Here is a 22910-nt window from a genome sequence, read left to right as displayed (position 1 = left end):
TATTACATGGAATTAAAGCGAGTTGTCATTACAGGAATGGGTGCCCTTACTCCTATAGGGAATAACCTAGAAGAATATTGGGAGGCGTTAAAAGCTGGTAAGAGCGGTTGTGCTCCTATCACATACTTTGATACAGAACATTTCAAGACAAAATTCGCTTGTGAAATCAAGAACTTTACGGTGACTGATTTCATAGACCGCAAGGAAGCTAGGCGTATGGATCGATTTGCACAGTATGCACTGGTAGCAGGCGATGAAGCGATAGCCGACTCTGGATTAGATATCGACTCTATAGATAAGTATAGAGTCGGTGTTATCTGGGGTGCTGGAATAGGTGGTCTAGAAACATTTCAGGAAGAAGTTAAGTCATTTGCTGCCGGTAACGGTACGCCACGATTTAATCCTTTCTTTATACCAAAAATGATTGCAGATATAGCTCCCGCTCATATTTCTATAAAATATGGCTTTATGGGACCTAACTATACTACAGTATCTGCATGCGCATCGAGTGCAAATGCTATGCTCGACGCTGTTAATTATATTAGACTAGGACATTGTGACGTTATAGTAACTGGTGGCTCTGAAGCTGCAGTTGCACAAGCAGGTATGGGCGGTTTTAACGCCATGCATGCATTATCAACTCGCAATGAAAGCCCTGAGACTGCAAGTCGTCCATTTGATGCGACCAGAGATGGTTTTGTATTAGGAGAAGGCGCTGGTGCTCTAGTTCTAGAAGACTATGAATATGCAAAAGCTCGTGGAGCAAAAATCTATGCTGAAGTTATAGGTGGTGGTTTCTCTAGTGACGCATATCACATTACAGCTCCAGATCCAGAAGGACGTGGCGTAATAGCTGTAATGAAAAACACGCTACAAAATGCAGGTATTAATCCTGAAGACGTAGATCACATTAACACTCATGGAACATCTACACCTCTAGGTGACGTTGCAGAGTTAAAGGCCATAAAAGCCGTATTTGGTGATCACGCTCCTAACATAAGTATCAATTCTACTAAGTCTATGACAGGCCACCTTCTAGGTGCTGCTGGTGCTATAGAATCAATTGCAAGTGTAATGGCTATCAACGAGGGAATTATCCCACCGACGATAAATCATACCACTGTAGATGAAAATATAGATCCATCATTACGACTGGTATTGAACAAACCTGAAAAAAGAGAGGTAAACGTTGCATTGAGTAACACTTTCGGTTTCGGTGGACATAACTGTTGTATTGCCTTTAGAAAGATCTAAACCGATCTTTTAATCCGTATGAATAGAATACGCAAAATATTTAAATCTCGAAGTAAAGCTCATACTAACGAGAAATTATTTAGTGCGATTAAGAAAATGACAGGCCTCAAGGCCCATGACATTTCTTTATACGAAACTGCTTTTACCCATAAATCAATGGGATTAAAGACAGACAAAGGTTTTGCGCAAAGTTATGAACGTCTAGAATTTTTAGGAGACGCTATTCTAGGTGCGGTCATAGCAGAATATATTTACAATGAAGTACCTAGCGGTGACGAAGGTTATCTCACAAAAATGCGTTCTAAAATCGTAAGTAGGGAACATTTAAATGAATTGGGTAGAGATTTTAATCTAATAGATCATGCACAAACACAAGTTCCTACTCGCAACTTTGGCGCAAATATTCACGGTAATTTATTTGAAGCACTCGTAGGTGCGGTTTATCTAGATCGCGGTTATGTAGTTTGTAAAGAATTTATTTTCAAAAAGGTTATAGAACCTTACGTAGATATTGAGAAGCTAGACGGTAAAGTTATTTCTTATAAAAGTTTATTTATAGAATGGTGTCAAAAGCATAAGAAGAAATTTGACTACGACACCTATGAAGACACCGGTGCTAGTGATGTAAGACATTTTTCAGTTAAGCTTTCTATAGATAATCGAGTAATTGCAAAGGCAAGAGCTACATCTAAGAAAAAAGCGGAAGAAAAAGCAAGTAAGAGAGCATTCTTTGCGTTACAAGATAAATTCTAGAGACTCTATCTGAGCATATCTTAATTGCATTTCTCGCTTTCGCAAAAGCGGAATAATATCAAATACTTAAAATAACACCATAACTACTATCGTTTTCGTAATTATTTACGTTTAATTAAAGTGAATAGGCGGTAAAATTGCATATGGTCTTCTTAAATTAGCAAGGTTAATAATATCAAATATATGGCGGTTCACAAATTAACAGATTGGGAATTAGAAGAAGAGCCTTTCATATTAATTGCTATACATTCTACCATAGAGCCTTATAGAATGGCTTATTTACTTAATAAGTTTTTACAAATTAATTTTGCAAGAACTGCGGTAGATCAAGATATTATAGAACCAGCTTATACCGCAAATTATCCGGTGTATAAACATTTTGACAAAGAACAGAATGCACCGTTCTATTTGATACCTAATAAATATTGGGGAATTTCAAATGAAGAATCGGTATCGTTAAGCTTATTTGATCAAACAGATGCAACGCAAGTTAAAACTGTACTGATCAAAGAATATGGGACGGTAGACTTTTTACTTAAAATTGAGAAAGAAGAAGACTTTTTCCCGCTCAAAAAACTAATAAATACTCTTGGGGAAATACCTCAAGTTATTAGTGTCTATCCTGTAGATACTTTTAAAATAAAACAACAAGATTATTTAATATTTGAATAATGCCAAAAAACAAAAAAACTAAAATCGTCGCAACTCTAGGGCCTGCTACTGCTTCAAAGCAAGTATTACTAGATATGATGATCGCTGGTGTAAATGTGTTTAGAATTAACTTTTCACATGCAGACCATGAAGATGTAAGAGAACGCGTGCAAATGATACGCGATATTAATGAAGAGCATGGATTTGCTACCGGTATTTTAGGTGACCTACAAGGCCCTAAATTGCGTGTAGGTGTTATGAAAGAAGAAGTAGTTGTTCATCCAGGTGATCAAATAACTATTTCTACCGGAGAGCCCTTTAAAGGTACTGCAGAGCGTGTTTATATGAACTACGAGCACTTTCCTAGAGATGTAAAAGCAGGAGAACGCATATTACTAGATGACGGTAAACTCATGTTTGAAGTAATCTCTACCGATGGTGTAAAAGACGTTGTTACTAAGGTTATTCAAGGTGGTCCATTAAGATCTAAGAAAGGTGTTAATTTACCTCAAACTGACATATCTCTTCCTGCTCTAACAGAAAAGGATGTAGTAGATGCTATTTTTGCTTGTGAACTACAAGTAGACTGGATGGCTCTTTCATTTGTACGTCACAGCCGTGATTTAATGGAATTGCAAGAATTAATAAGTGAGCACTCAGAGGAGAAGATTCCTATTATTGCAAAAATAGAAAAGCCAGAAGCAGTTGAAAACATTGATAAAATCGTCGCTTATTGTGACGGTTTAATGGTGGCTCGTGGTGATCTAGGTGTAGAAATTCCTGCACACGAAGTACCATTGATACAAAAAACACTAGTTCTTAAAGCTAAGAAAGCTCGTATTCCTGTAATTATCGCAACACAAATGATGGAAACGATGATTACTAGCCTTACTCCTACTAGAGCAGAGGTGAATGATGTTGCAAACTCTGTAATGGATGGAGCAGATGCTGTAATGCTATCCGGAGAGACATCTGTAGGTCAGTATCCTGTTCAAGTGATTGAAAAAATGGCGAGTATATGTAGAGCTGTTGAAGACAGTGAATTAATATCTGTTCCATATAGCGCACCACATATTAAGACTAAAAGATATATTACTAAATCGGTATGTTATCACGCTGCAAAAATGGCCGATGAAATAGACGCAAAAGCTATTACTACCATGACTAACTCTGGTTACACAGCATTCCAGATAAGCGCCTGGAGACCAGATGCACACATACTTACCTTTACTAGCAACCATCGCATACTTACTCAGTTAAGTCTACTTTGGGGTGTTAAAGCATTTTTCTATGACCGTTTTGTTAGCACAGACGAGACTATCGAAGACGTAAATAAATTTGCAAAAGAAAATGGCTATGTAGAAAAAGGAGATTTCTTAATTAATCTTGCTGCAATGCCTGTCACAGATAAAGGAATGGTGAATACCTTAAGAGTATCAGAAGTTGAATAAAACTAAGTATATAGTTACATAAAAAGCCTCATCTGTTAGATGAGGCTTTTTTAATATATTAAATTACACGTCGTACTCTTGTTGAAATACTATATAATGTGAAACTTCATCTTCTCCATTATAAATCGGAAAAGCATATTTATCAGACATATAAGGAGTATTATCCTTTCTATAATTAATCATTCTTATTTGATAAGGAATACCTTCAGCAACAGCAACACCCATCAAGAAAATCACATCTTCACTAGTGTCTTTACCATAAAGAGATCTACAAGAAATATTAATTAATTCTTTAGACTGATATCCTGTAAGTTCAAATATATTCTTAGAAGCTACTTTTATAATAGATTGAGTATCTACTAAAACAATAGTATAATCTTTAAAATGACTGAATCTATCTATAAAATATTTAAAGTGCCAGTTGTGCTCCACACCTATTTTATCTAGAGCCTCGAGTACATCTATATCTAGATCCCACAATAACCTCTTAATAATACTCCACGATAGTAATGGAGTACTTTTTAACTCATTATGTAAAACGGTAAATTGAGAACTTTGAAGTTTCATAAAGTCACAAAGCTATAAATTAAGATCTTAATTTCTCCCAATATAGTGTTTATCTTTTAAAAGCCAAAACCCAATTGTACTTCAACAATATCGTTCTCATCTTCATCCTCTTCTTCTATCTTTGAGGTATTGAGGTTACTAAGTGTAATACCTAATAATCTAACGCTCTCTCTAAAACTTTCTTGTTCTAATAGATCAACTGCCGTACTTAAAATAGTTTCTTTATCTCTTATATAGTAAGGCATCGTTTTACTACGAGTTTGAGTTTTAAAATCGCGGTATTTAATTTTAAGAGTAATCGTTTTGCCGGCAACATCAGACTTTGCGATACGTTTTTCTATTTCCTCTGCTATTTGAACAAGACGTTCTTTCATAAAAACCTCACTAGATATGTTTTCAGAAAAAGTACGCTCGGCACCTAGAGACTTTCTTATTCTGTTTGCCTTTACTGGACTTTTATGTATACCGCGTACTATTTTATAGTAGTGACCACCACTTTTACCAAAATGTTCTACAAGAAACTCTAGAGACTTTCTTTTAAGATCATTACCAGTAAAAATTCCATGCTGGTACATCTTCTCTGCCGTCACTTTTCCTATTCCGTAAAACTTACGAATGTCTAGCTCTTCTAGAAAAGGAATAATCTCTTCTGGAACGATGGTTTTCTGTCCGTTAGGTTTGTTGTAATCGCTGGCTATTTTGGCAATAAATTTATTCACGGAAATCCCTGCACTAGCAGTAATACCTGTAACTTCATAAATACGCCTTCTTATCTCGTATGCGATAATAGTAGCACTCGGGAAGTTGTATTTATTCTCAGTTACATCTAGATAAGCTTCATCAAGAGATAGAGGCTCCACTAGATCTGTATAATCATGAAAAACCTCTCGTATTTGTGTAGAAACCTCTAGGTATCTATCAAATCTATGCTTTACAAAAATAAGATCTGGGCACAATCTTTTTGCAGTAACACTAGGCATAGCACTGCGTACACCATATTTACGTGCTTCATAACTAGCTGCGGCCACAACACCGCGATCACTACCACCACCTACAGCTATAGGTTTACCTCGCAATTCTGGATTATCATGTTGCTCTACAGATGCATAAAACGCATCCATATCTACATGAATAATTTTTCTATCTGCCAGTTCGTGCATGCATCAAAATTACTACCTTTAAAATACATAACCTTAAACATTAACATACTTCACCATGGGATACACAGGCATTATTATAGGAGCAACAGGATTAACCGGAACTGCATTAGTATCTCAGCTTTTAGAAGATGAGAAGTATGATAGAATAATTACGCTTTCGCGAAAGCAAATTACCAACAACCACCCCAAACATGAAAATCACATAGCAGATTTATTTGATCCCCAAACTTATCAAGAGCAATTAAAAGGAGATCATCTATTTATATGCACAGGCACCACGCAATCAAAAACACCAGATAAAGAAGAATACTACCGTATAGAGCATGATTTACCACTACAAGTAGCACAAGTGGCTTTAAAAAATGGTGTTTCTAAAGTCGTAGCAATATCTGCACTAGGTGCAAGTCCAGATAGTAAGTTTATCTATAATCGTGGGAAAGGTGACATGGAAAGAGATATAGAAGCTCTGGGTTTTCAAGAATCTTATTTTGTACAACCTGCATTAATAGGCGGTAAACGAGATGAAAAAAGACTATTTGAAAGTGCTATGAAAAAAATCCAAAAACTCATTGATCCATTACTCTTCGGTTTTCTTAAAAAATACCGCACTATAGAACCAGAAACGATTGCCAGCTCCATGATTTATGTTGCCATAAATGGTTATGATAAAGTAAGAATAGAGAGTGATGAACTTAAAACAGTAGTCAGTCGCAGTTTTTAGTCACAGTTTTAAGTAGGCAGTGAGCAAGATTAGTTTTTCGCAAGATTAAAACTTTAGTCGATAGTCATCTTGGCCTGGATATTTGAAAATTTAAAAACCCCTTTCCTTAGAGAAGGAAAGGTGGGCAAAGTAAGCGATAGCGAGCTTTGGTCGGAAAGGTTGAACAAGGCTAGAATTTGACTAAAAACTATTTTTATTCGCGATCTAGCCTTAACATTATATCAAAGGAAAAAAAATGAGCAACTTTGCTGTAAACGCAAAGGATTTGAAAAAGTTCTAGAAATACATCAAAATTGTTTTACGTTAAAATCAACAAATCCCAGATAAATTTGAAGTAAGCCATTTATCATTATTAAAAATATCAATAACCAAATTTCTTGGGATAACCATCCTTACAAATCATATATTGCTATCATGACCGAAATAGAACGCAAATTCTTACTTAAAAACACTGACTTCTTAAAAGACTTAAATGGAACTCGCATTACTCAAGGCTATCTTACTACAGATAAAGAACGTACCGTGCGTGTAAGAATAAAAGGAGAAAAAGCCTTTCTAACTATAAAAGGGAAATCTAATGCCAGTGGTTTATCTCGTTATGAATGGGAAAAAGAAATTACTACTCAAGAAGCTGAGGAACTTCTGCAACTATGTTTGCCAGGCGTGATTGATAAAACCAGATATGAGATTGCTATAGAAAAACACGTTTGGGAAATAGATATCTTTCACGGAGAAAATAACGGACTCACTCTAGCCGAAATCGAACTACAATCTGAAACAGAACCTTTCTCAAAACCAGAATGGATCGATAAAGAAGTGACTGGAGATGTGCGTTATTATAATTCTTATATAAGTGAGAAGCCTTTTTGTGAGTGGTAGATTTGAATAATTATGTGGCTATTCAAACACCACATAAATCTTAGTATCGTTACCATCTTCATCTACTGCGGTAATTAATCGCTTGCCTTTCTTTCCTTCTATAGCTATTTCATGAAAGTTTTTAGTAGCTCCTAAAAACTCATTATCCATGTACCAGAATACCTCAACATCATTCTTTTTATGAGCAATTTCAAAAATGGCACTATTCAGCTCGCCATCTACATTTTTAGTTAGTGTAATTGTAGTATTATGTTTAGGCATTATGAAACGCATGACATCTTCACTAGCAGGAATACAATCCTCTCGGTAATCTGGCAATGTTCTATAGCTAGGGTTAGACCTAGCATAATAATAAGACATAACCGGCGGCAATGAGAACCAAGGTTGCGTTACAATTTGTGATGCAGGTTCACAATCTGCATTTACTTGATAGGTTCTCGTTGCGTCTAGATGTACTGTTTTGTGATATGGACATGAGTCAAATTTTTCTCCTACAGCCGGAATGTACTGATTGATCGACTCACATAACGGCGTTGCTAGATAACCAGATTGCTCACAAGTTTGCACCTCTATCATGTCATCATAAGGTGGTGCAAACCATTGTTGTGTGGGCAATCTGTTAAACAGATCAAACAGTACTGGTGCAGCACTGTCTATTCCGGTCATTTGGGCACGTCCTTCTCCGTCTGCATTACCTGTCCAGACACCTATCACATATTTGGGCGTTACACCTATCGCCCAGGCATCACGATTACCAAAACTCGTTCCTGTTTTCCATGCGATCTCTCTATCTGGATTAAAAAAGTGCCAGATCTCTTCACCTTGCGGTCTATTTACCTTTTTCATGGCTTCAAAAGTGTGGTAAATGCTTCCTGCACCATAGATAGATGGCTCTAAGGACCAGTTTATTTGCTCTGATGTTGATTTTTGTTCCGCTTTCGCGAAAGCGGAATCACTATCTAAATAACTCAATCGATTCATAATCTCAGGATCGTACTGGCTACTGTTTTCTGTATAGAGTTCTAGAGTTTTGGCCATACCCAAATAGGCACGACTCATGTCCCAAAGACTGCTCTCGCCACCACCTATAATAAGACTTAACCCATAAGTACCAGCGCCGCGATTTAAGTGAGATAATTTTAATTGCTGCAGTTTATTATAAAATCTAGGCACAGTATGTTCTCGCAGCATGAGTACAGCAGGCACATTTAAAGAACGTGATAATGCTTGAGAGGCTGGTATAGCACCAGTATATCTCTTATCATAATTCTCTGTAGAAAACCCATCGATAATAGTAGGTGTATCTTTCACAAGACTGTGTGGCAACAACTCGCCGTCATCGAGCATGGCTGCATATAAAAAAGGTTTTAACACACTACCGGTAGATCGAGGCGCGGTTATAATATCTACATCTTTACTGTGTTCACGAGTAGTGGGCGCATTACCCACATAGGCCGCTACAGTTTGTGTTTGTACATCTAGAACTAGCATAGCGAGGTTATTCACGCCATTTTGCTTTAAAATATTATGATGATTTCTTACAATGCGATTTACCGTTTCTTGCATCTCATAATCTATGCTGGTACGCAATTTTTGAGTTCCATATTCTTTATTAGCTCGTTGCAACAAATGTGGTGCAAGTTGTGGTACTCTAAAATCATGAATAGGTACATTTTCTGAAATAGCGAGTTCATAATCCGTTTCAGAAATGATATTTTCTTCTTTTAATTTGAGCAATACCTGATCACGTTTTTCTTTGAGCAAGCTCTCTCTTTTACCAGGGTAGACTAATCCTGGCGCGTTGGGTAAAACTGCCAGTGTAGCACTTTCTGCCCAACTGAGTTCGTGTGGTTTTCTCCCAAAATAACGCCACGCAGCCATATCTAGACCGATTACATTACCTCCATAAGGCGCATGAGATGCATAGAGTTCTATAATCTCCTCTTTAGAAAGGCGCAATTCTAATCGAGTTGCCCAGATAAGCTCGATAAACTTCTCATAATATTTGCGTTCTTGTTTACGCGATAAACGTATCACCTGTTGGGTTATGGTACTACCACCACGCACTACTTTACCTGCCGATATGTTATCGACCATCGCTTTTGCTATAGAAACTGGATTAAATCCTGGATGGTCATAAAAGTGCGCATCTTCATATTGTAAAAGACTTTGTTTATACCGATAAGGAACGCTATCTACCGCAGGAAATCGCCACTGCTCATCTCTAGCGATGTGTGCGTCTAGCAACCTGCCGTCTTTACTTTCTATTACCGTAGAGTAAGGAACATCAAATAATTTATCTGGTAAACACAATGCATACCAAACCAGTAATACCGTCAGTATACTGAGTTTGATTTTATGTTTATAGAGGTGTTTTTTCAATGTGATTTCTAAGGATGTTTTGTTTGTTTAAAACAGCTGATTGCAATAATAATTGTCTTTATTGACAACTTCTAGTTTCTGTTACTTTTTCGCATTGCTCCAAAAAGTAACCAAAAAGATCTAGGCTGTGGAACACCTGTCTAAAAATTTCATTCCTTGCGCTAAAGAAAAATAAAACTCTTTCGAAATTATAAATTCTTGTGAAATTTAAAAGAATATTTAAAAAGTGTCAACCTTATATAGACATCAACAATTTTTCTTTTTAACGCTACATTCTTTTCATTTTTTACGACAGACTTTCCAATGCCGTTCACATAACAGCAGTGTTTTTTAAGATTAAAGAACGTGAAAATATTTGCTTGATGTACCATAAGGGTGGAATTAATTCTACCCTTATGAAAGAGTAAGGTTAATACAAACGTAGAGAGCAGGTTTAAACAATGCCAACACAAATAGTTGGCATGTCAAATCTTTTAAAATGAACACAACTAAAACTTCTTTCCTTAATTTCAAGGAAAGGTTGAGCCGTGCTGGTGTTTTCTGTAAAATATGATTTATAAAAAATTTTCCATATCGCAAACACCCTTTTTCCTGCGGACATTTCCCTCAAGGGAAAATTATAAACCAGAAACAATCTTCTTACCTAAACTCCTACTATTCAATTCAAAACGAGGACTTTCTAACCCAAAATCCTTAGCTGCTTTTTGATAATATTCTTCACGAATTTCATGTGGTTCACTAATAGCATGAATTACAGAAACATTGAGTTCTTCTTTAATCACTTTAAAAATTAAAGAATTTACATGATCTCTAGTGACTAGATTTACTGGCGCATCAGGATTTTTTACCTCTTTTCTACCTGCGAGATATTTGATAGGATGACGATCTTCTCCTATTAAACCGCATGGTCTTATAATGACAGATTTATCTATCATTTCTTGAACGACCTGTTCTGCAGCGGTAATTTTTATACCATTGTTATCAGTTGCATTAGGTAGAGAATTCTCATCATAACTAGGTATATTTTCCCGATCTTCAAAGACTGATGTGGACGATATAAAAATGACTTTACCTATTTCATACACTTGTACAAATCTTAAAAACATCTTGATTCTGTAAGCAAAATCACTTTCTGGATTCTTGCGCAATCCTGGTGGTATATCAATTACTAAAATATCTAAACCTTCTAAGAATCCTTGAATATCTCCATAGATTTTATTTTCTTGTAGGTCTACATGAAATGATTCAATTCCTTTTTCTGTAAGTTTTTTAAGCTTTTCAGAGTTTCTGGAAGTTCCTCTTACATTATACTTTTGGCTTTTTAGTTTTAAAGCAAGGTCATAACCTAACCAGCCACAACCTAAGATACCAATTGTTTTCTTAACCATGAGTTACATCTTCAACTGGTGGTAACTCTTCTGACTTCACATTTTTGGAAAGTTTAATAGTTCTTTTTCTCAACACCGCATCATTTAAAACAAACGGCATAGACATATGATCTAGCGGTCGCTGGCTTACATTAAATTGTTCTTGTTCTAATAAATCAAAAGACGCAGCATAAACAATAATTTCTGGCTCAGTACTAGCATCAAAAGTGAGCTCCATTTCTAGTGCTGCATTATCGGTTACATAATAACTTAAGAATCTATTTCCCCATCGATTGCTGAATGGTCGTTGATCATCACCACTTTTTTCAATCTCTAAACCATTCACGGTGGCTTTTTCAAAAGAATATTTAGCGTCTGCAAAGGCCTCATATCTGTGTACAACACTTTCACTTGTTACTTTAAACTTAACCGTACGCAAATCATTTACGGTAGAGTCTGCCGTGATTTCTAGTTCTATTTCTGGCAAGTTTTTATAATCCGTTTTTGCAGCATAGGAGAATCCTGTTCCATATTTAGAATCTATGGAATTTGCATTTAATTCTTTTGCGCGTTGCGGTTCTGTACCCAGTTTTTCTTTAGTCCAGTCAGAAAGTACTTTATCGTATGTTGCCCATTGTGCTGTATTATCGTCTTGATTGTGAACATAAACTAAGCTGGTAGGTTTGGGCTGTGTTTGTGAGAATTCCGCTTTCGCGAAAGCGAAACATAAACAAACAACGGTAGCTATCAATGAGCCAAAAGCAAGCAATCCTTTCTTGCGATAATGTCCTAAAATAGGAATCAACAAACCAAATAATAGCGCACTTAAAACAGCTGCAACGAAAAGAATACTCATTCCTAGAGCTACTGGAAATGCTTTGATAAACGGTGCGAAGACAAAAATAGCTGGAACTGCCAAGATTAACAACAAGATATAGCTAGGTCGTTTTTGGTGAATATTGAGCCATAACATGACTAATCCTGCGAGTAATGGTACTAGAAAGAAACCTGCACCACCTAAATAGATATTAGGGATAAGACCACCATCCTCTACAGGAAATGCAATAGCTAGCGAGATAATCCATAACAATACCAGTGGCGCGACACTTAAACTAGCGATGCGATCGCGATGGTAAAATTTATGGTATAAGAAAAATGAAACAGTAACTGCTGCAAATGCTGCTGTGGCAATCATCCAATAACCGTTATAGGGAAACACTGGATTCATATCTACATAAAACTCGTTTGTTTTAACTGCAGCCCAGCCATAATTACTTAATAAATAACCAATGATTAAACTACCCAAAAATGGCACAAAACCACCAAAAAGATGTTTTAAAGTAATGCGTCTTTTACGTATTCCATGTACTATTAAAAGTAATAATAAAATACCACTACCTATTATTAAAGCAGCCAGCCAGCTGAATGGGAACGTGACCATTTTAATTAATGGCAATGGAAAGTAAACGAGATCTTCTCCTTTATCCACCATAACACGGTCTGTCATGTCTAGGTTACTGAAATGAGATAATAAAGGCATTAAATAAGAACCCTGATGTGCGAGTGTATTGCGGTCTAGTCTTTCATAAGTATCTAGCTCTGTATGGTAATCAAAATGATCTCCTATAAAAGCAAAGTTTAAACCATTAATATCTCTGTCTTCTCTAAAAATGGTAAGATCTGTATCGTTAGGTATCATTTGATAGATGCTGTATGCAAGCGAGTTAGCTACTGGATAATCGGTACCTGCAGCCATAAATTCTTCTATAATCTTGCGGTTACCTCCATTAGTTTCTACCAGCATATAACTAGGCCCACCACTACCGCGTGCTTCAAAGTTGAGTACAAAACCTACATCTTTTGCCCATGGATGTGAGTTAACAAATAGACTTGCTCCATTAAGTCCTAGTTCTTCACCATCTGTAATACAAATAATAATATCGTTTTTAGGTTGCTTATTTTGTGCAAGAAAAGCTCGGACACCTTCTAGAATAGTGGCTACTCCACTACCTGCATCACTAGCTCCTTTACTGGAATGTGGATCACTATCATAATGAGTTAGTAAAACCAGTGCTTTGCTATCTGGTTGAGAACCTTTTATACGCGCAATGATATTTTCTGGTTGCGACATGTTACCATTCCAACTGATATCGTATCCTTTTTGAGTAGTAACGTTAAGTCCTAGTTTTGTAAACTCATCTTTTATATAATCTCTTACCTCATGATGTGCATTGCTCCCTACATAATGTGGTTTTAAAGAAATCGCTTTTACATGTTCTAGTGCTCTAGCCGTAGACCATTCAGTCGCTGGTAAATCTTCTTGTACCTGTGCAGATGGTGTCTGACTGTGAAAAGCATACCAAATCATTAAAATAATGACTACAAATGATGCGGCAGAGGTAAGGTGAGACTTGGCTCTCATGTTTTATTTTTTTTGGGAAATGGAAAGTTAAGGAAAATTCAGAAACCTTTCCCTAGCCCTAAAGGGTAGGTTTCTTGTGAAATTAAATTTGAACTCGAACTAGAAACCTTATGCTATCCAATTTTGTGGAAAGTTTACTCTTGTGCAAACACCCTTTGCCTATCGGCATTTCCCTCTAAGGGAAAATCATTTTAATATAAAATAAATATCTAATCAAATTTGTTTCTTTTGGCATTGGAAAGTCTGTCGTGAAAAATGAAAAGAGTGTAGTGTAAAAAAGAAAAATTGTTGAGTGCACAAATAGCTTAAGTTTTCTAAATAATAGTAGATCATCCTATTACTTATTTAATAAACTTCATGACTTTATTTTTCTTTAACGTAACGATTGAAGTTTTTAGACAGGTCTTCCACAGCCTAGATCTTTTTGGTTACTTTTTGGAGCAATGCGAAAAAGTAACAACAGCCGAAAGCGAAGAAAAGTGTTATTACTCAACCGCAAATACTCTTTATTATGAAGACATTTCCCTAAAAGGAAAATTTATCAAAAAAAACATCTCTACGATTATATGGAATTCTGTCATGCAGTGTAATGACATCATTTGTTTTAACCCTAGTTGTACTCAAATTTTAAGAATGATATTCTCAATTAAAATAGTAACTTTGTATCTTATCAAAATTAAGACTTGAAACTTAACCCTAAAGATATAGAAACGTCTCAACTTCATGGCATTATGCTGGGAGCTGTACAACCACGACCTATTGCATTTGCAAGTACTGTGGATGAAAATGGAAAGGTAAATTTATCACCCTATTCGTTTTTTAATGTGTTTAGTGCAAATCCGCCGGTGATGATATTTTCTCCTGCGAGACGTGTGAGAAACAATACGGTAAAACATACATTACTTAATGCAAAAGCTACTGGCGAGGTGGTGATTAACATTGTAAATTATGACATCGTACAACAAATGTCATTATCTAGCACTGAGTATGCTGAAGGTGTAAATGAATTTGAAAAATCTGGTCTTACTGAGGTAAAAAGCGACCTAGTTACACCTCCACGCGTGGCAGAAAGTCCGGTACAATTTGAGTGTAAAGTAAAAGAAATCGTAGAGCTAGGTCAAGAAGGTGGCGCTGGTAACCTTATCATATGTGAGGTGGTTATGGTGCATGTAAATGACAAGGTTCTAGATGGAGATAATAAGATAGACCCTTTTAAAATCGATACGGTAGCAAGAATGGGTGGTAACTGGTACTGCCGTTCTAAGGACGCAATGTTTGAGGTGGCAAAACCGTTATCTAAATTAGGTGTAGGTGTTGACGCATTACCTGATCATGCTAGGAATAGTGATATTCTAACAGGAAACGATCTAGGGAAACTAGGAAATATTGAATTGATACCAGAGCAGGAAGAGGTGGTAGCTTTTGCAAAAGCAGAACAACTATTCAACCTTTCTACAACAGAAAAACATAACAAAGCAAAAGAGCTTATCGCTAAAGGAGAAATTCTTACAGCGTGGAAATATTTATTACAATAGAGAGAACATGGAAGTACAAGGAAAAATTAAAATAATAGGAGAAACTAAGACATTCGGTGCAAATGGTTTCCAGAAACGTGAATTAGTAGTAACTACTGAAGAGCAATACCCACAACACTTGATGATCGAGTTTGTACAGGATAAAACAAACTTATTAAACGCATTTAATGTAGGTGAGCCAGTAAAAGTAGGTATCAATTTAAGAGGTCGTGAATGGCAGTCTCCACAAGGAGAGACTAAGTACTTTAACTCTATCGCAGGATGGAGAATTGAAAAAGTAGGCGCAAGCGCACCAGCTGGAGCTCCAGAAGTACCACCATTTGATGAGTATGAGCCAGTTCAAAACTCAAAGAATGAAGATCATGATGATTTACCATTCTAGGTAATTACCATATTAGAATACTTAAAAAAGCAGCAGGTTTACTTGCTGCTTTTTTTGTTTTCCTATGTTTGATTTAAAAACTTTTATATTTATCATCCTAACTATGTATGTCGGCATTATCTAAATCCTTTCAAGAATTGAATTAAAAAATATCTCAGCTTTTATGCACAAAATAATTAAAAAAGTTTTTACCACCATTATAGTTACGGTAATAGCTATAATCGCAGCTTCTATATATGGAATAGTACATGATCAAATTTCATATTCGATATCCCCTGAATATTTTACAAAATTAAAATTTCTACAATTTGGACTAAATGAATACGGTCTGAATTCTGAAAGAATGAATGTAGCTATTATTGGAATTCTATCGACATGGTGGACTGGTTTATTAGGCGGACTCATTCATGGTTTAGTTGGTCTCATTCAACCTAAAGATATAATTTGGAAGAGCATTTTTGGTGCTATCGTTCGTACTTTTACTTTTACAATTTTGTTAGGCTTATTAGGTGTTATTTTCGGATGGTTTATAATATCAGAATTTAACACAGAATGGCTTATTCCTGCATCCGTAATAAATAGGAAAGCTTTTTTAACGGTAGGCACGATGCATACTTGTAGTTATGCTGGTGGTCTTATTGGTCTTATGATAGGAATAGTATATCAAGTAAAACTGAAGTTGAAACATAAATCTAACTCTATATGATTAACCTCAAACGCACCACTTCAGAAAATAAAGATTTCCAATCCTTAGTAAAACAACTCGATGCTTTTCTAGCAATAACTGATGGTGATGAACATGATTTCTACAACCAATTCAACAGTACCAAAGGTTTACAACATGTACTAGTTGCATATCTAGATGATGCGGCTGTAGGTTGTGGTGCTATTAGAAAATATGACGAGCAAACTATGGAAGTAAAAAGAATGTTTACCACTACTCAAAGTCGCGGTAACGGCATTGCCTCTCAAGTTTTAAAAGAACTGGAAAAATGGACAAAAGAATTAGGTTATAAAAAATGTATTCTAGAGACAGGAACAAGGCAACAGGAAGCAATTGCTCTTTATAAGAAAAACGGTTACCAACAGATTCCTTGCTATGGACAGTATTTGAATGTTGAGAATAGTTTGTGTTTTGAGAAAACCCTATAGCCTGCTGATCCATAAAGCAATAAAAATATAAAATCCCGACTTTCTCAAGATCGGGATTTCCTAATTTAATAGGTTAGTCTTCAAACAAACTCAAAAAAAAGCAATGATGAAAATAAATTTAAATTTGAAGACCATTCAAATATTGTTAATTTTGAGGGCTTTTCCAAACTTAAACTACTATTTATCTTGCATTTACTTGACGATTCTTTAATTTTTCCTGATCCTAGTGATGCTCCAGATCATGGACTTGCTGCTATAGGAGGTGATTTAAGTATAGAACGATTGCTACTTGCTTATAATTCTGGTTTTTTTCCATGGTACAATGATGGAGAACCTATTTGCTGGTGGAGTCCTGATCCTAGAATGGTATTTGATCTGACCTCTGACACACCTATGCGCATTACTAAATCTATGAGACAGAGCAAGCGCAACCGAGGCTATGAGATAAGAGAAAACACATGTTTTAAAGAAGTCATGCAACATTGTGGTAAAGTAAAACGCAATGACCAAGATGGCACATGGATTAACGATGACATGCTACAGGCTTATCAAAATCTTCATGAACTAGGACATGCAAAAAGCATAGAAGTTTTTAAAGACAACCAGCTCGTGGGCGGACTCTATGGTATGGACTTGCCAGAAAAAGGTGTTTTTTGTGGCGAGAGTATGTTTGCACTAGCTACTGATGCTAGTAAAATTGCCTTCATGTATCTCGTAGAAAAGCTACAAACTCTTAATTACAAACTTATTGATGCTCAGGTTTATAACGATCATTTAGATAGTCTAGGTGGCATAGAGATGGATCGAGAAGTGTTTTTGAGTTATTTGAGATAATTACTCATTATATGACCACTTGAATTTTAATAGAAAATAGGCTTGTAATTATTCCGCTTTCGCGAAAGCGAGAACCATAAAAATCCATACATATTTATACCTCATCATACCTAAAACAATTTACCTCGTGATCGTTTACCATACCAGTCGCCTGCATGAATGCGTACATTATGGTAGAACCCACAAATTTGAAACCACGCTTTTTTAAATCTTTAGAAATCTGGTCTGACAGCGGTGTGTTAGCAGGTGCTTCTTTATAATTTTGTATCGTATTTTTAATAGGTTTACCATCCACATAGGCCCAAATGTATTTAGAAAAACTACCGTACTCTTTTTGGATTTCTATAAACAGCTGCGCGTTATTAATAATAGATTTCACCTTTAGTTTATTGCGTATAATTCCAGCATTTTGAAGTAACTCATCCTGTTTTGCCTGGTCATAAGCAGCTATTTTTTCTATATCAAATTGATCTAAGGCATCAAAATAATTATCTCGCTTTTTAAGAATCGTTATCCAGCTTAAACCTGCCTGCATGGTTTCTAGAATTAAGAATTCAAATAGCGTCTGGTCGTCATAGACTGGTGTGCCCCATTCCTTATCATGATAAGATTCATAAAGATCATCGCCCAGGCACCAGCCACATTTATGTTTTTCCATTTTAATTAAGTTGAGATAATTGAAAGAATAATTGAGATCCAAAATACAATAAAGGTCCCACAATTAGTGTGAACAGTAATGACTTTGCATTGTTCATTTTCAGCAAGAATTTAAATATTAAAAAGCAAATACCGAGTATAAAATAGAACGACAGTATACTGATTAATGAGCCGAACAAGAACGCTTTTTGAAGATCCATCATATTATTTATTCAAATTTAGGGATTCTGGACAGTTCGCATTAAGAATAACGATTCTATCTTTATCTTTACTACCTATGAAACAGTTTCTATTACTTCTATCCGTTATTTTAATCTCTAGTTGTGCGACTCAAAAAGCCATTAATCCTAATGATGTAGAACCATCTATAGATGCCTGGCATGAGGCTGCAGCACAAGCCGATTTTAAAAAATATTTTGACCTAATGACAACAGATGGCGTTTTTATAGGAACTGACGCTACTGAAAACTGGCAAATCGCAGAATTCAAGGCGTTTTCAAAACCCTATTTTGACAAAGGAAAAGCCTGGTCCTTTATAGCATTAGAACGTCATGTTTATTCAGAGAACGGTGTCGTTTATTTTGATGAATTACTAGATACTCAAATGGGAATATGCCGTGGTAGCGGTGTTATGAAAATGGAAGATGGCAACTGGAAAATTGCTCACTACGTGCTTTCCATCGCTGTGCCTAATGAAAATGTATCCTCACTTACTCAACTGAAAAAAGAATGGGATGCAGAGTATATGAAAAAACTGCGCGCTCAATAAAACACTTACTCTTCTTTACTATCACTAGTCTCATATTATGAAAAACCTACTCCTACTACTAGCCTTTCTTATTTCTATTACAGCAATAGCTCAAAAAAAGGTCCTTACTCATGCCGATTACGACCTGTGGAAACGCGCTTCTAAAACTGAAATCTCGCCTGACGGTAACCTAGTTGCTATAAGTGTAGTTACTGCAACAGGTGCTGGCGATGGTTATCTAGAAATACACAACATCGCAAAAAATACGAAGCATACTTTTTTTAACGGTATAGATCCACAAATAAGTGCCGATGAGAAATATATTTATTTCCTTCAAAAACCAGAATACCAAAAACTGAGAAAAGAAAAGAAAAAAGAGGTTGATAAAAATGAGCAGTCAAAAAACACTTTTATGGTTTATGAGGTTGCTACAGGAACTATAGTAGACTCTATTCAAAGGGTAAAAAGTTTTGAGGCAAGTGATAAACGTAATGACTTTTTAATCTTAGAGAAATTTAAAGATCTTAAACCAGAAAAGAAAAAGGATACAGCAGCTGTAAAAGAAGAAAAAGCGCCTTTAAAAGAAACTAAAAGGCAGAAAAAACGCCGCTTAAAAAAGGAACAAGAAGAGCTATCAAAAAAGCTTAAGGAACTCAAGAAAGAAGAGCCTGAAGAGAAAAAAGCAGACTTTACTAAAGAAGATTATCTAATCGTATACCAGCCATTTTCTAAAGCAAAAGATAGTATCGATAGTTTTAAAGAATATGAAATGCCTAGAGAAGGAACTGGTTTTATCTATTCTAGAGAACAAGGCAAAAAGAAAAAAGACCATGGAGTTTATTACTATGATCTCTCTACTAGAACATCTACGGCACTTATAGAAAATGCATGGAGATATAAAGATCTCGCTATAGATAAATATGGAAAGCAACTGGCTTATAAAGTTGCACTAGATAGCGCCTCTACAGACTCACTAAAATTTGAATTATATTATCATAAAGACTTTAAATCGTATACCAGACAGTTAGGTTATGGTGACGCTAACATTAAAAAAGGCTGGAAATTAACTGAAAAGAGAAAAGCCATATTCTCAGAAAGTGGAAAACGTCTTTTATTCTATGTTCAACCTAAAATAGTATATACCATTGACACCACATTGATGGACGACGAGATAGCACAGGTAGATGTATGGAACTATAAAGACCGCATGACACAACCAGAGCAAAAAACACGTTTTTCTAGTTTAGAAAATAAATCTGCAACAGTGGTATGGGACACAGAAAACGGTACAGTAAAATTTCTTAATGATTATGAAATGGGTGATACAGACTGGGATAACGACCTAGATGGCACTTATATTATTTATGCAAATAACGACAAATATGATGTAGCTAGATCGTGGGAATATCCATGGAGATCTGACTATCTAGTAGAGAATTTAAAAACACGTAGCAAAAAATTTATCATCAATAAATCTGGTAGTTACCCTATTAGAAATCCAGAAAACACGCATGTGATTTATTTCAATTTTGACACCCAAGACTGGCACATGATGAATCTAGAAACGCAAATAGGTAAAAACCTAACTAAGTTTCTAGAAGTAAGCTTTGCAGACGAAGATGACGACCATCCTGCACTAGCAAATGCTCATGGCTTTGGAGGTTTTGATAAGGACGGTTTTGCACTGGTATATGATAAATACGACGTCTGGAGACTCGATGTAAATGGTGTTTTGCCACCAGAAAACTTAACTAAATCAGGTCGTCAAAATAAAATTACTTACCGAACAGAAAACCTAGACAGAGAGCATCGCGAGCTGGCTACCTATTTTAATAACAAATTATTACTCGCATCATTTGATCATCGCACAAAGGCAAATTCTATAATGACACTAGGTGCAAATGGTATCGAGCCTCTTTACGAGGTAAGTGATCGTAATGTTACCGCTTTCGCGAAAGCGGAAAACTCAAACACCTTATTAGTAAGATCTGGCAATTTTACAGATTATCCAGATGTAGAATACGTAAACACTCAAGTTAAAAAAACACTCACAGATATAAATCCGCAACAGGATGATTTTAAATGGGGAACTGTAGAATTATTTAAGTGGAATGCATATGATGGCGTGCCATTAGAAGGTTTGATCTATAAGCCAGAAGATTTTGACCCAAAGAAGAAATATCCTATGATCGTTTATTTCTACGAGAAATATTCTGAAAGATTACACGATTATAAATCTCCATTACCTAGTGCAAGCACCGTTAATTTTTCTTATCTAACGAGTAATGATTACATCGTTTTTGTGCCAGACATAGTTTACAAAGATGGACACCCAGGACAAAGTGCTTATAACTGTATAGTTTCTGGAACTGAAGCTGTGGAGAGATTAGGCTATGTAGATTCTAACAAAATGGCGCTACAAGGGCAAAGTTGGGGTGGTTATCAAACCGCATATCTAGTTACTAGAACTAATAAATATGCTGCTGCTATGGCTGGCGCACCTGTTTCAAATATGACCAGTGCTTATGGAGGTATACGATGGGGAAGCGGTTTAAGTAGAGCATTTCAATATGAAAAAACACAAACTAGAATAGGAAAAAATCTCTGGGACGGATTAGACCTCTATATTGAAAACTCTCCATTATTTCATATCCCTAAAATAGAAACACCTTTATTAATGATGCATAATGATGCAGACGGTGCCGTGCCGTATTATCAAGGTATAGAAATGTTTATGGGTATGCGCAGGTTAGGAAAACCGTCATGGTTACTAGTTTATAATAACGAGGCTCACAATCTACGTAAGATGAAAAACAAGAGAGATCTCTCGGTAAGAATGATGCAGTTCTTTGATCATTATCTTAAAGGCGCGGTACAACCTACATGGATGCAAGAAGGCCTTTCTAGAGATAAAAAAGGTAAGCAGACTGGGTATTAATAGATCAATTAAAAATAAATATTGCATTTGAACAATCAGTGTACGTGATACTTATGTCATGTGTTTTGAATGTTTGGTTATGAAATCGTGATACATGGTAATTACATTGCGCTAACAGCAATTTGAATTGCCATGATTAAGGTGGTTTATATTATTAACCTAATAAGAAACTACTTGTCATGAAGAAAAACAAGATCATGTCATAGACATGAATCTAAAACATAACTTTATGCAGCGTATCTATTTTATATTATTTCTGTTTCTTTCCTATGCTTCTATTTCCACACTCCATGCTCAAGTGGGTATCAATACAAATACCCCAGACGAAAGTTCTATACTAGATATTACCTCTTTAGATAAAGGTGTCCTTATTCCTAGGATTTCTCTCATTGGCTCTCAAGATCTTACTACTATTACTCTCAAAGTAGGTGAAACTAAGCCCGCAACTGGCTTATTAATATACAATACTGCTACTACCGGCGCTAGTCTAGGCAGGGTATCACCAGGTTTTTATTACTATGAAGGTACAAAATGGGCTCGATTACACGACGAAGGCTACCGTCTAGAATTTAAACAAACTGCCGAGGTTCTTACCGACAATAATCCAAACACTTTTATTGCATTACCAGGTCTAGATACAGGAACTATTACATTTCCTTATGCAGGCATTTATAAGATTTCAGGTAATGGATATTATTCTGCAGGTCCACAAACTGGTAATGGAGATGGCGTTTCCATAGGCTCACTTGCATTAGAAATGGAGGTAAATGGAACACCTACAATAGTTAAGGAACGTTTTGTATCTGCTGTATCACTTGATTTAGGAAACAATACTCGTTTTGACACTTTAGGGCAGCAAGTCTCGTACACTTTTAATTTTGAAGCAAATACTTCTGATAGTTATCGATTCACTGCAAAAGGTAGGGAATGGAATGCTCACAACACGTCTACAACAGGTTATTTTGGTAGAGATTCTGATGGGTTTACAAGGTCCAATCAACAGAATGACGCATTCAGAGGCTCTCTAATAATCACCTTAATAGAACAATTTTAAAGT

General features: G+C 35.9%; 20 protein-coding genes. 14 read left to right on the top strand and 6 right to left on the bottom strand.

What is annotated here, in order from left to right; genetic code table 11:
• Positions 1 to 6 precede the first annotated feature (6 nt).
• From fabF to pyk, 4 genes are all read left to right on the top strand, one after another.
• The gene (gene fabF, locus ACJJVJ_RS10835; RefSeq protein WP_104514091.1) at positions 7 to 1254 is read left to right on the top strand and encodes a beta-ketoacyl-ACP synthase II; all 1248 of its coding nucleotides are present in this window, start codon (positions 7 to 9) and stop codon (positions 1252 to 1254) included.
• A gap of 18 nt (positions 1255 to 1272) precedes the next feature.
• Positions 1273 to 2007 (top strand): ribonuclease III, encoded by a 735-nt coding sequence (rnc, locus tag ACJJVJ_RS10830; protein ID WP_104514092.1) that lies wholly within the window; start codon positions 1273 to 1275, stop codon positions 2005 to 2007.
• A gap of 183 nt (positions 2008 to 2190) precedes the next feature.
• On the top strand, positions 2191 to 2679 hold the full coding sequence (locus ACJJVJ_RS10825; protein WP_104514093.1) for an IPExxxVDY family protein: 489 nt from the start codon (positions 2191 to 2193) through the stop codon (positions 2677 to 2679).
• Complete coding sequence (gene pyk / locus ACJJVJ_RS10820) at positions 2679 to 4109, top strand: pyruvate kinase (protein WP_104514094.1); 1431 nt, start codon at positions 2679 to 2681, stop codon at positions 4107 to 4109. Before ACJJVJ_RS10825 ends, pyk begins: the two co-directional genes overlap by 1 nt.
• Positions 4110 to 4172: 63 nt before the next feature.
• Here the strand turns inward: pyk and ACJJVJ_RS10815 are convergent, their stop codons facing one another.
• The gene (locus tag ACJJVJ_RS10815) at positions 4173 to 4676 is read right to left on the bottom strand and encodes a PAS domain-containing protein (protein WP_104514095.1); all 504 of its coding nucleotides are present in this window, start codon (positions 4674 to 4676) and stop codon (positions 4173 to 4175) included.
• A 56-nt stretch (positions 4677 to 4732) separates the two neighbouring features.
• A complete protein-coding gene (gene dinB / locus ACJJVJ_RS10810; protein ID WP_405370238.1) occupies positions 4733 to 5836 on the bottom strand; it encodes a DNA polymerase IV in 1104 nt (367 codons plus the stop codon).
• Between the two features lie 55 nt (positions 5837 to 5891).
• Here dinB and ACJJVJ_RS10805 point away from each other — a divergent pair, with 55 nt between their 5' ends.
• Together ACJJVJ_RS10805 and ACJJVJ_RS10800 are read left to right on the top strand one after the other, a co-directional pair.
• The gene (locus tag ACJJVJ_RS10805) at positions 5892 to 6557 is read left to right on the top strand and encodes an NAD-dependent epimerase/dehydratase family protein (RefSeq protein WP_405370236.1); all 666 of its coding nucleotides are present in this window, start codon (positions 5892 to 5894) and stop codon (positions 6555 to 6557) included.
• Positions 6558 to 6971: 414 nt separating this feature from the next.
• Positions 6972 to 7436 carry a CYTH domain-containing protein gene (locus tag ACJJVJ_RS10800; protein WP_405370235.1) on the top strand — a complete coding sequence of 155 codons (465 nt, stop codon included), beginning with the start codon at positions 6972 to 6974 and terminating at the stop codon, positions 7434 to 7436.
• 18 nt (positions 7437 to 7454) lie between these two features.
• Here ACJJVJ_RS10800 and pbpC read toward each other — a convergent pair whose 3' ends face one another.
• The 3 genes from pbpC to ACJJVJ_RS10785 all read right to left on the bottom strand — a co-directional run bounded on the left by pbpC (position 7455) and on the right by ACJJVJ_RS10785 (position 13607).
• Complete coding sequence (gene pbpC, locus ACJJVJ_RS10795; protein WP_405370233.1) at positions 7455 to 9818, bottom strand: penicillin-binding protein 1C; 2364 nt, start codon at positions 9816 to 9818, stop codon at positions 7455 to 7457.
• Positions 9819 to 10435: 617 nt separating this feature from the next.
• Positions 10436 to 11206, bottom strand: coding sequence for an NAD(P)H-binding protein (locus tag ACJJVJ_RS10790; RefSeq protein WP_405370231.1), 771 nt, complete (start codon positions 11204 to 11206; stop codon positions 10436 to 10438).
• On the bottom strand, positions 11199 to 13607 hold the full coding sequence (locus ACJJVJ_RS10785; RefSeq protein ID WP_405370230.1) for a M28 family peptidase: 2409 nt from the start codon (positions 13605 to 13607) through the stop codon (positions 11199 to 11201). The genes ACJJVJ_RS10790 and ACJJVJ_RS10785 overlap by 8 nt, the downstream gene beginning before the upstream one ends.
• 683 nt (positions 13608 to 14290) lie before the next feature.
• Between ACJJVJ_RS10785 and ACJJVJ_RS10780 the strand changes: the two genes are divergently transcribed.
• From ACJJVJ_RS10780 to aat, 5 genes are all read left to right on the top strand, one after another.
• Complete coding sequence (locus tag ACJJVJ_RS10780) at positions 14291 to 15142, top strand: flavin reductase family protein (RefSeq protein ID WP_405370228.1); 852 nt, start codon at positions 14291 to 14293, stop codon at positions 15140 to 15142.
• 7 nt (positions 15143 to 15149) lie between these two features.
• The gene (locus tag ACJJVJ_RS10775) at positions 15150 to 15524 is read left to right on the top strand and encodes a DUF3127 domain-containing protein (protein ID WP_405370226.1); all 375 of its coding nucleotides are present in this window, start codon (positions 15150 to 15152) and stop codon (positions 15522 to 15524) included.
• A gap of 163 nt (positions 15525 to 15687) precedes the next feature.
• Positions 15688 to 16230: a hypothetical protein gene (locus ACJJVJ_RS10770; protein ID WP_405370224.1), complete on the top strand. Its 543-nt coding sequence runs from the start codon at positions 15688 to 15690 to the stop codon at positions 16228 to 16230.
• Entirely contained in the window at positions 16227 to 16676 is a 450-nt protein-coding gene (locus ACJJVJ_RS10765) for a GNAT family N-acetyltransferase (protein WP_405370222.1), read from the top strand. The genes ACJJVJ_RS10770 and ACJJVJ_RS10765 overlap by 4 nt, the downstream gene beginning before the upstream one ends.
• Before the next feature lie 186 nt (positions 16677 to 16862).
• Entirely contained in the window at positions 16863 to 17510 is a 648-nt protein-coding gene (gene aat, locus ACJJVJ_RS10760) for a leucyl/phenylalanyl-tRNA--protein transferase (RefSeq protein ID WP_405370220.1), read from the top strand.
• A gap of 94 nt (positions 17511 to 17604) precedes the next feature.
• Here aat and ACJJVJ_RS10755 read toward each other — a convergent pair whose 3' ends face one another.
• Positions 17605 to 18168 carry a DNA-3-methyladenine glycosylase I gene (locus tag ACJJVJ_RS10755; RefSeq protein ID WP_405370218.1) on the bottom strand — a complete coding sequence of 188 codons (564 nt, stop codon included), beginning with the start codon at positions 18166 to 18168 and terminating at the stop codon, positions 17605 to 17607.
• A 276-nt stretch (positions 18169 to 18444) separates the two neighbouring features.
• Between ACJJVJ_RS10755 and ACJJVJ_RS10750 the strand changes: the two genes are divergently transcribed.
• From ACJJVJ_RS10750 to ACJJVJ_RS10740, 3 genes are all read left to right on the top strand, one after another.
• Positions 18445 to 18936, top strand: coding sequence for a nuclear transport factor 2 family protein (locus ACJJVJ_RS10750; protein WP_405370216.1), 492 nt, complete (start codon positions 18445 to 18447; stop codon positions 18934 to 18936).
• Positions 18937 to 18973: 37 nt separating this feature from the next.
• On the top strand, positions 18974 to 21853 hold the full coding sequence (locus ACJJVJ_RS10745) for an alpha/beta hydrolase family protein (protein ID WP_405370214.1): 2880 nt from the start codon (positions 18974 to 18976) through the stop codon (positions 21851 to 21853).
• Positions 21854 to 22082: 229 nt separating this feature from the next.
• Positions 22083 to 22907, top strand: a complete 825-nt coding sequence (locus ACJJVJ_RS10740) for a hypothetical protein (protein ID WP_405370212.1) — start codon at positions 22083 to 22085, stop codon at positions 22905 to 22907.
• The last annotated feature ends 3 nt before the right edge of the window (positions 22908 to 22910 follow it).

Source organism: Nonlabens sp. Asnod2-A12 (genome assembly GCF_045063745.1).
In the GTDB taxonomy this organism is placed as follows: Bacteria; Bacteroidota; Bacteroidia; order Flavobacteriales; family Flavobacteriaceae; genus Nonlabens; species Nonlabens xylanidelens.
The sequence above is the reverse complement of the archived record's forward strand: the minus strand, read 5'-3'. Positions and strand labels throughout refer to the sequence as shown.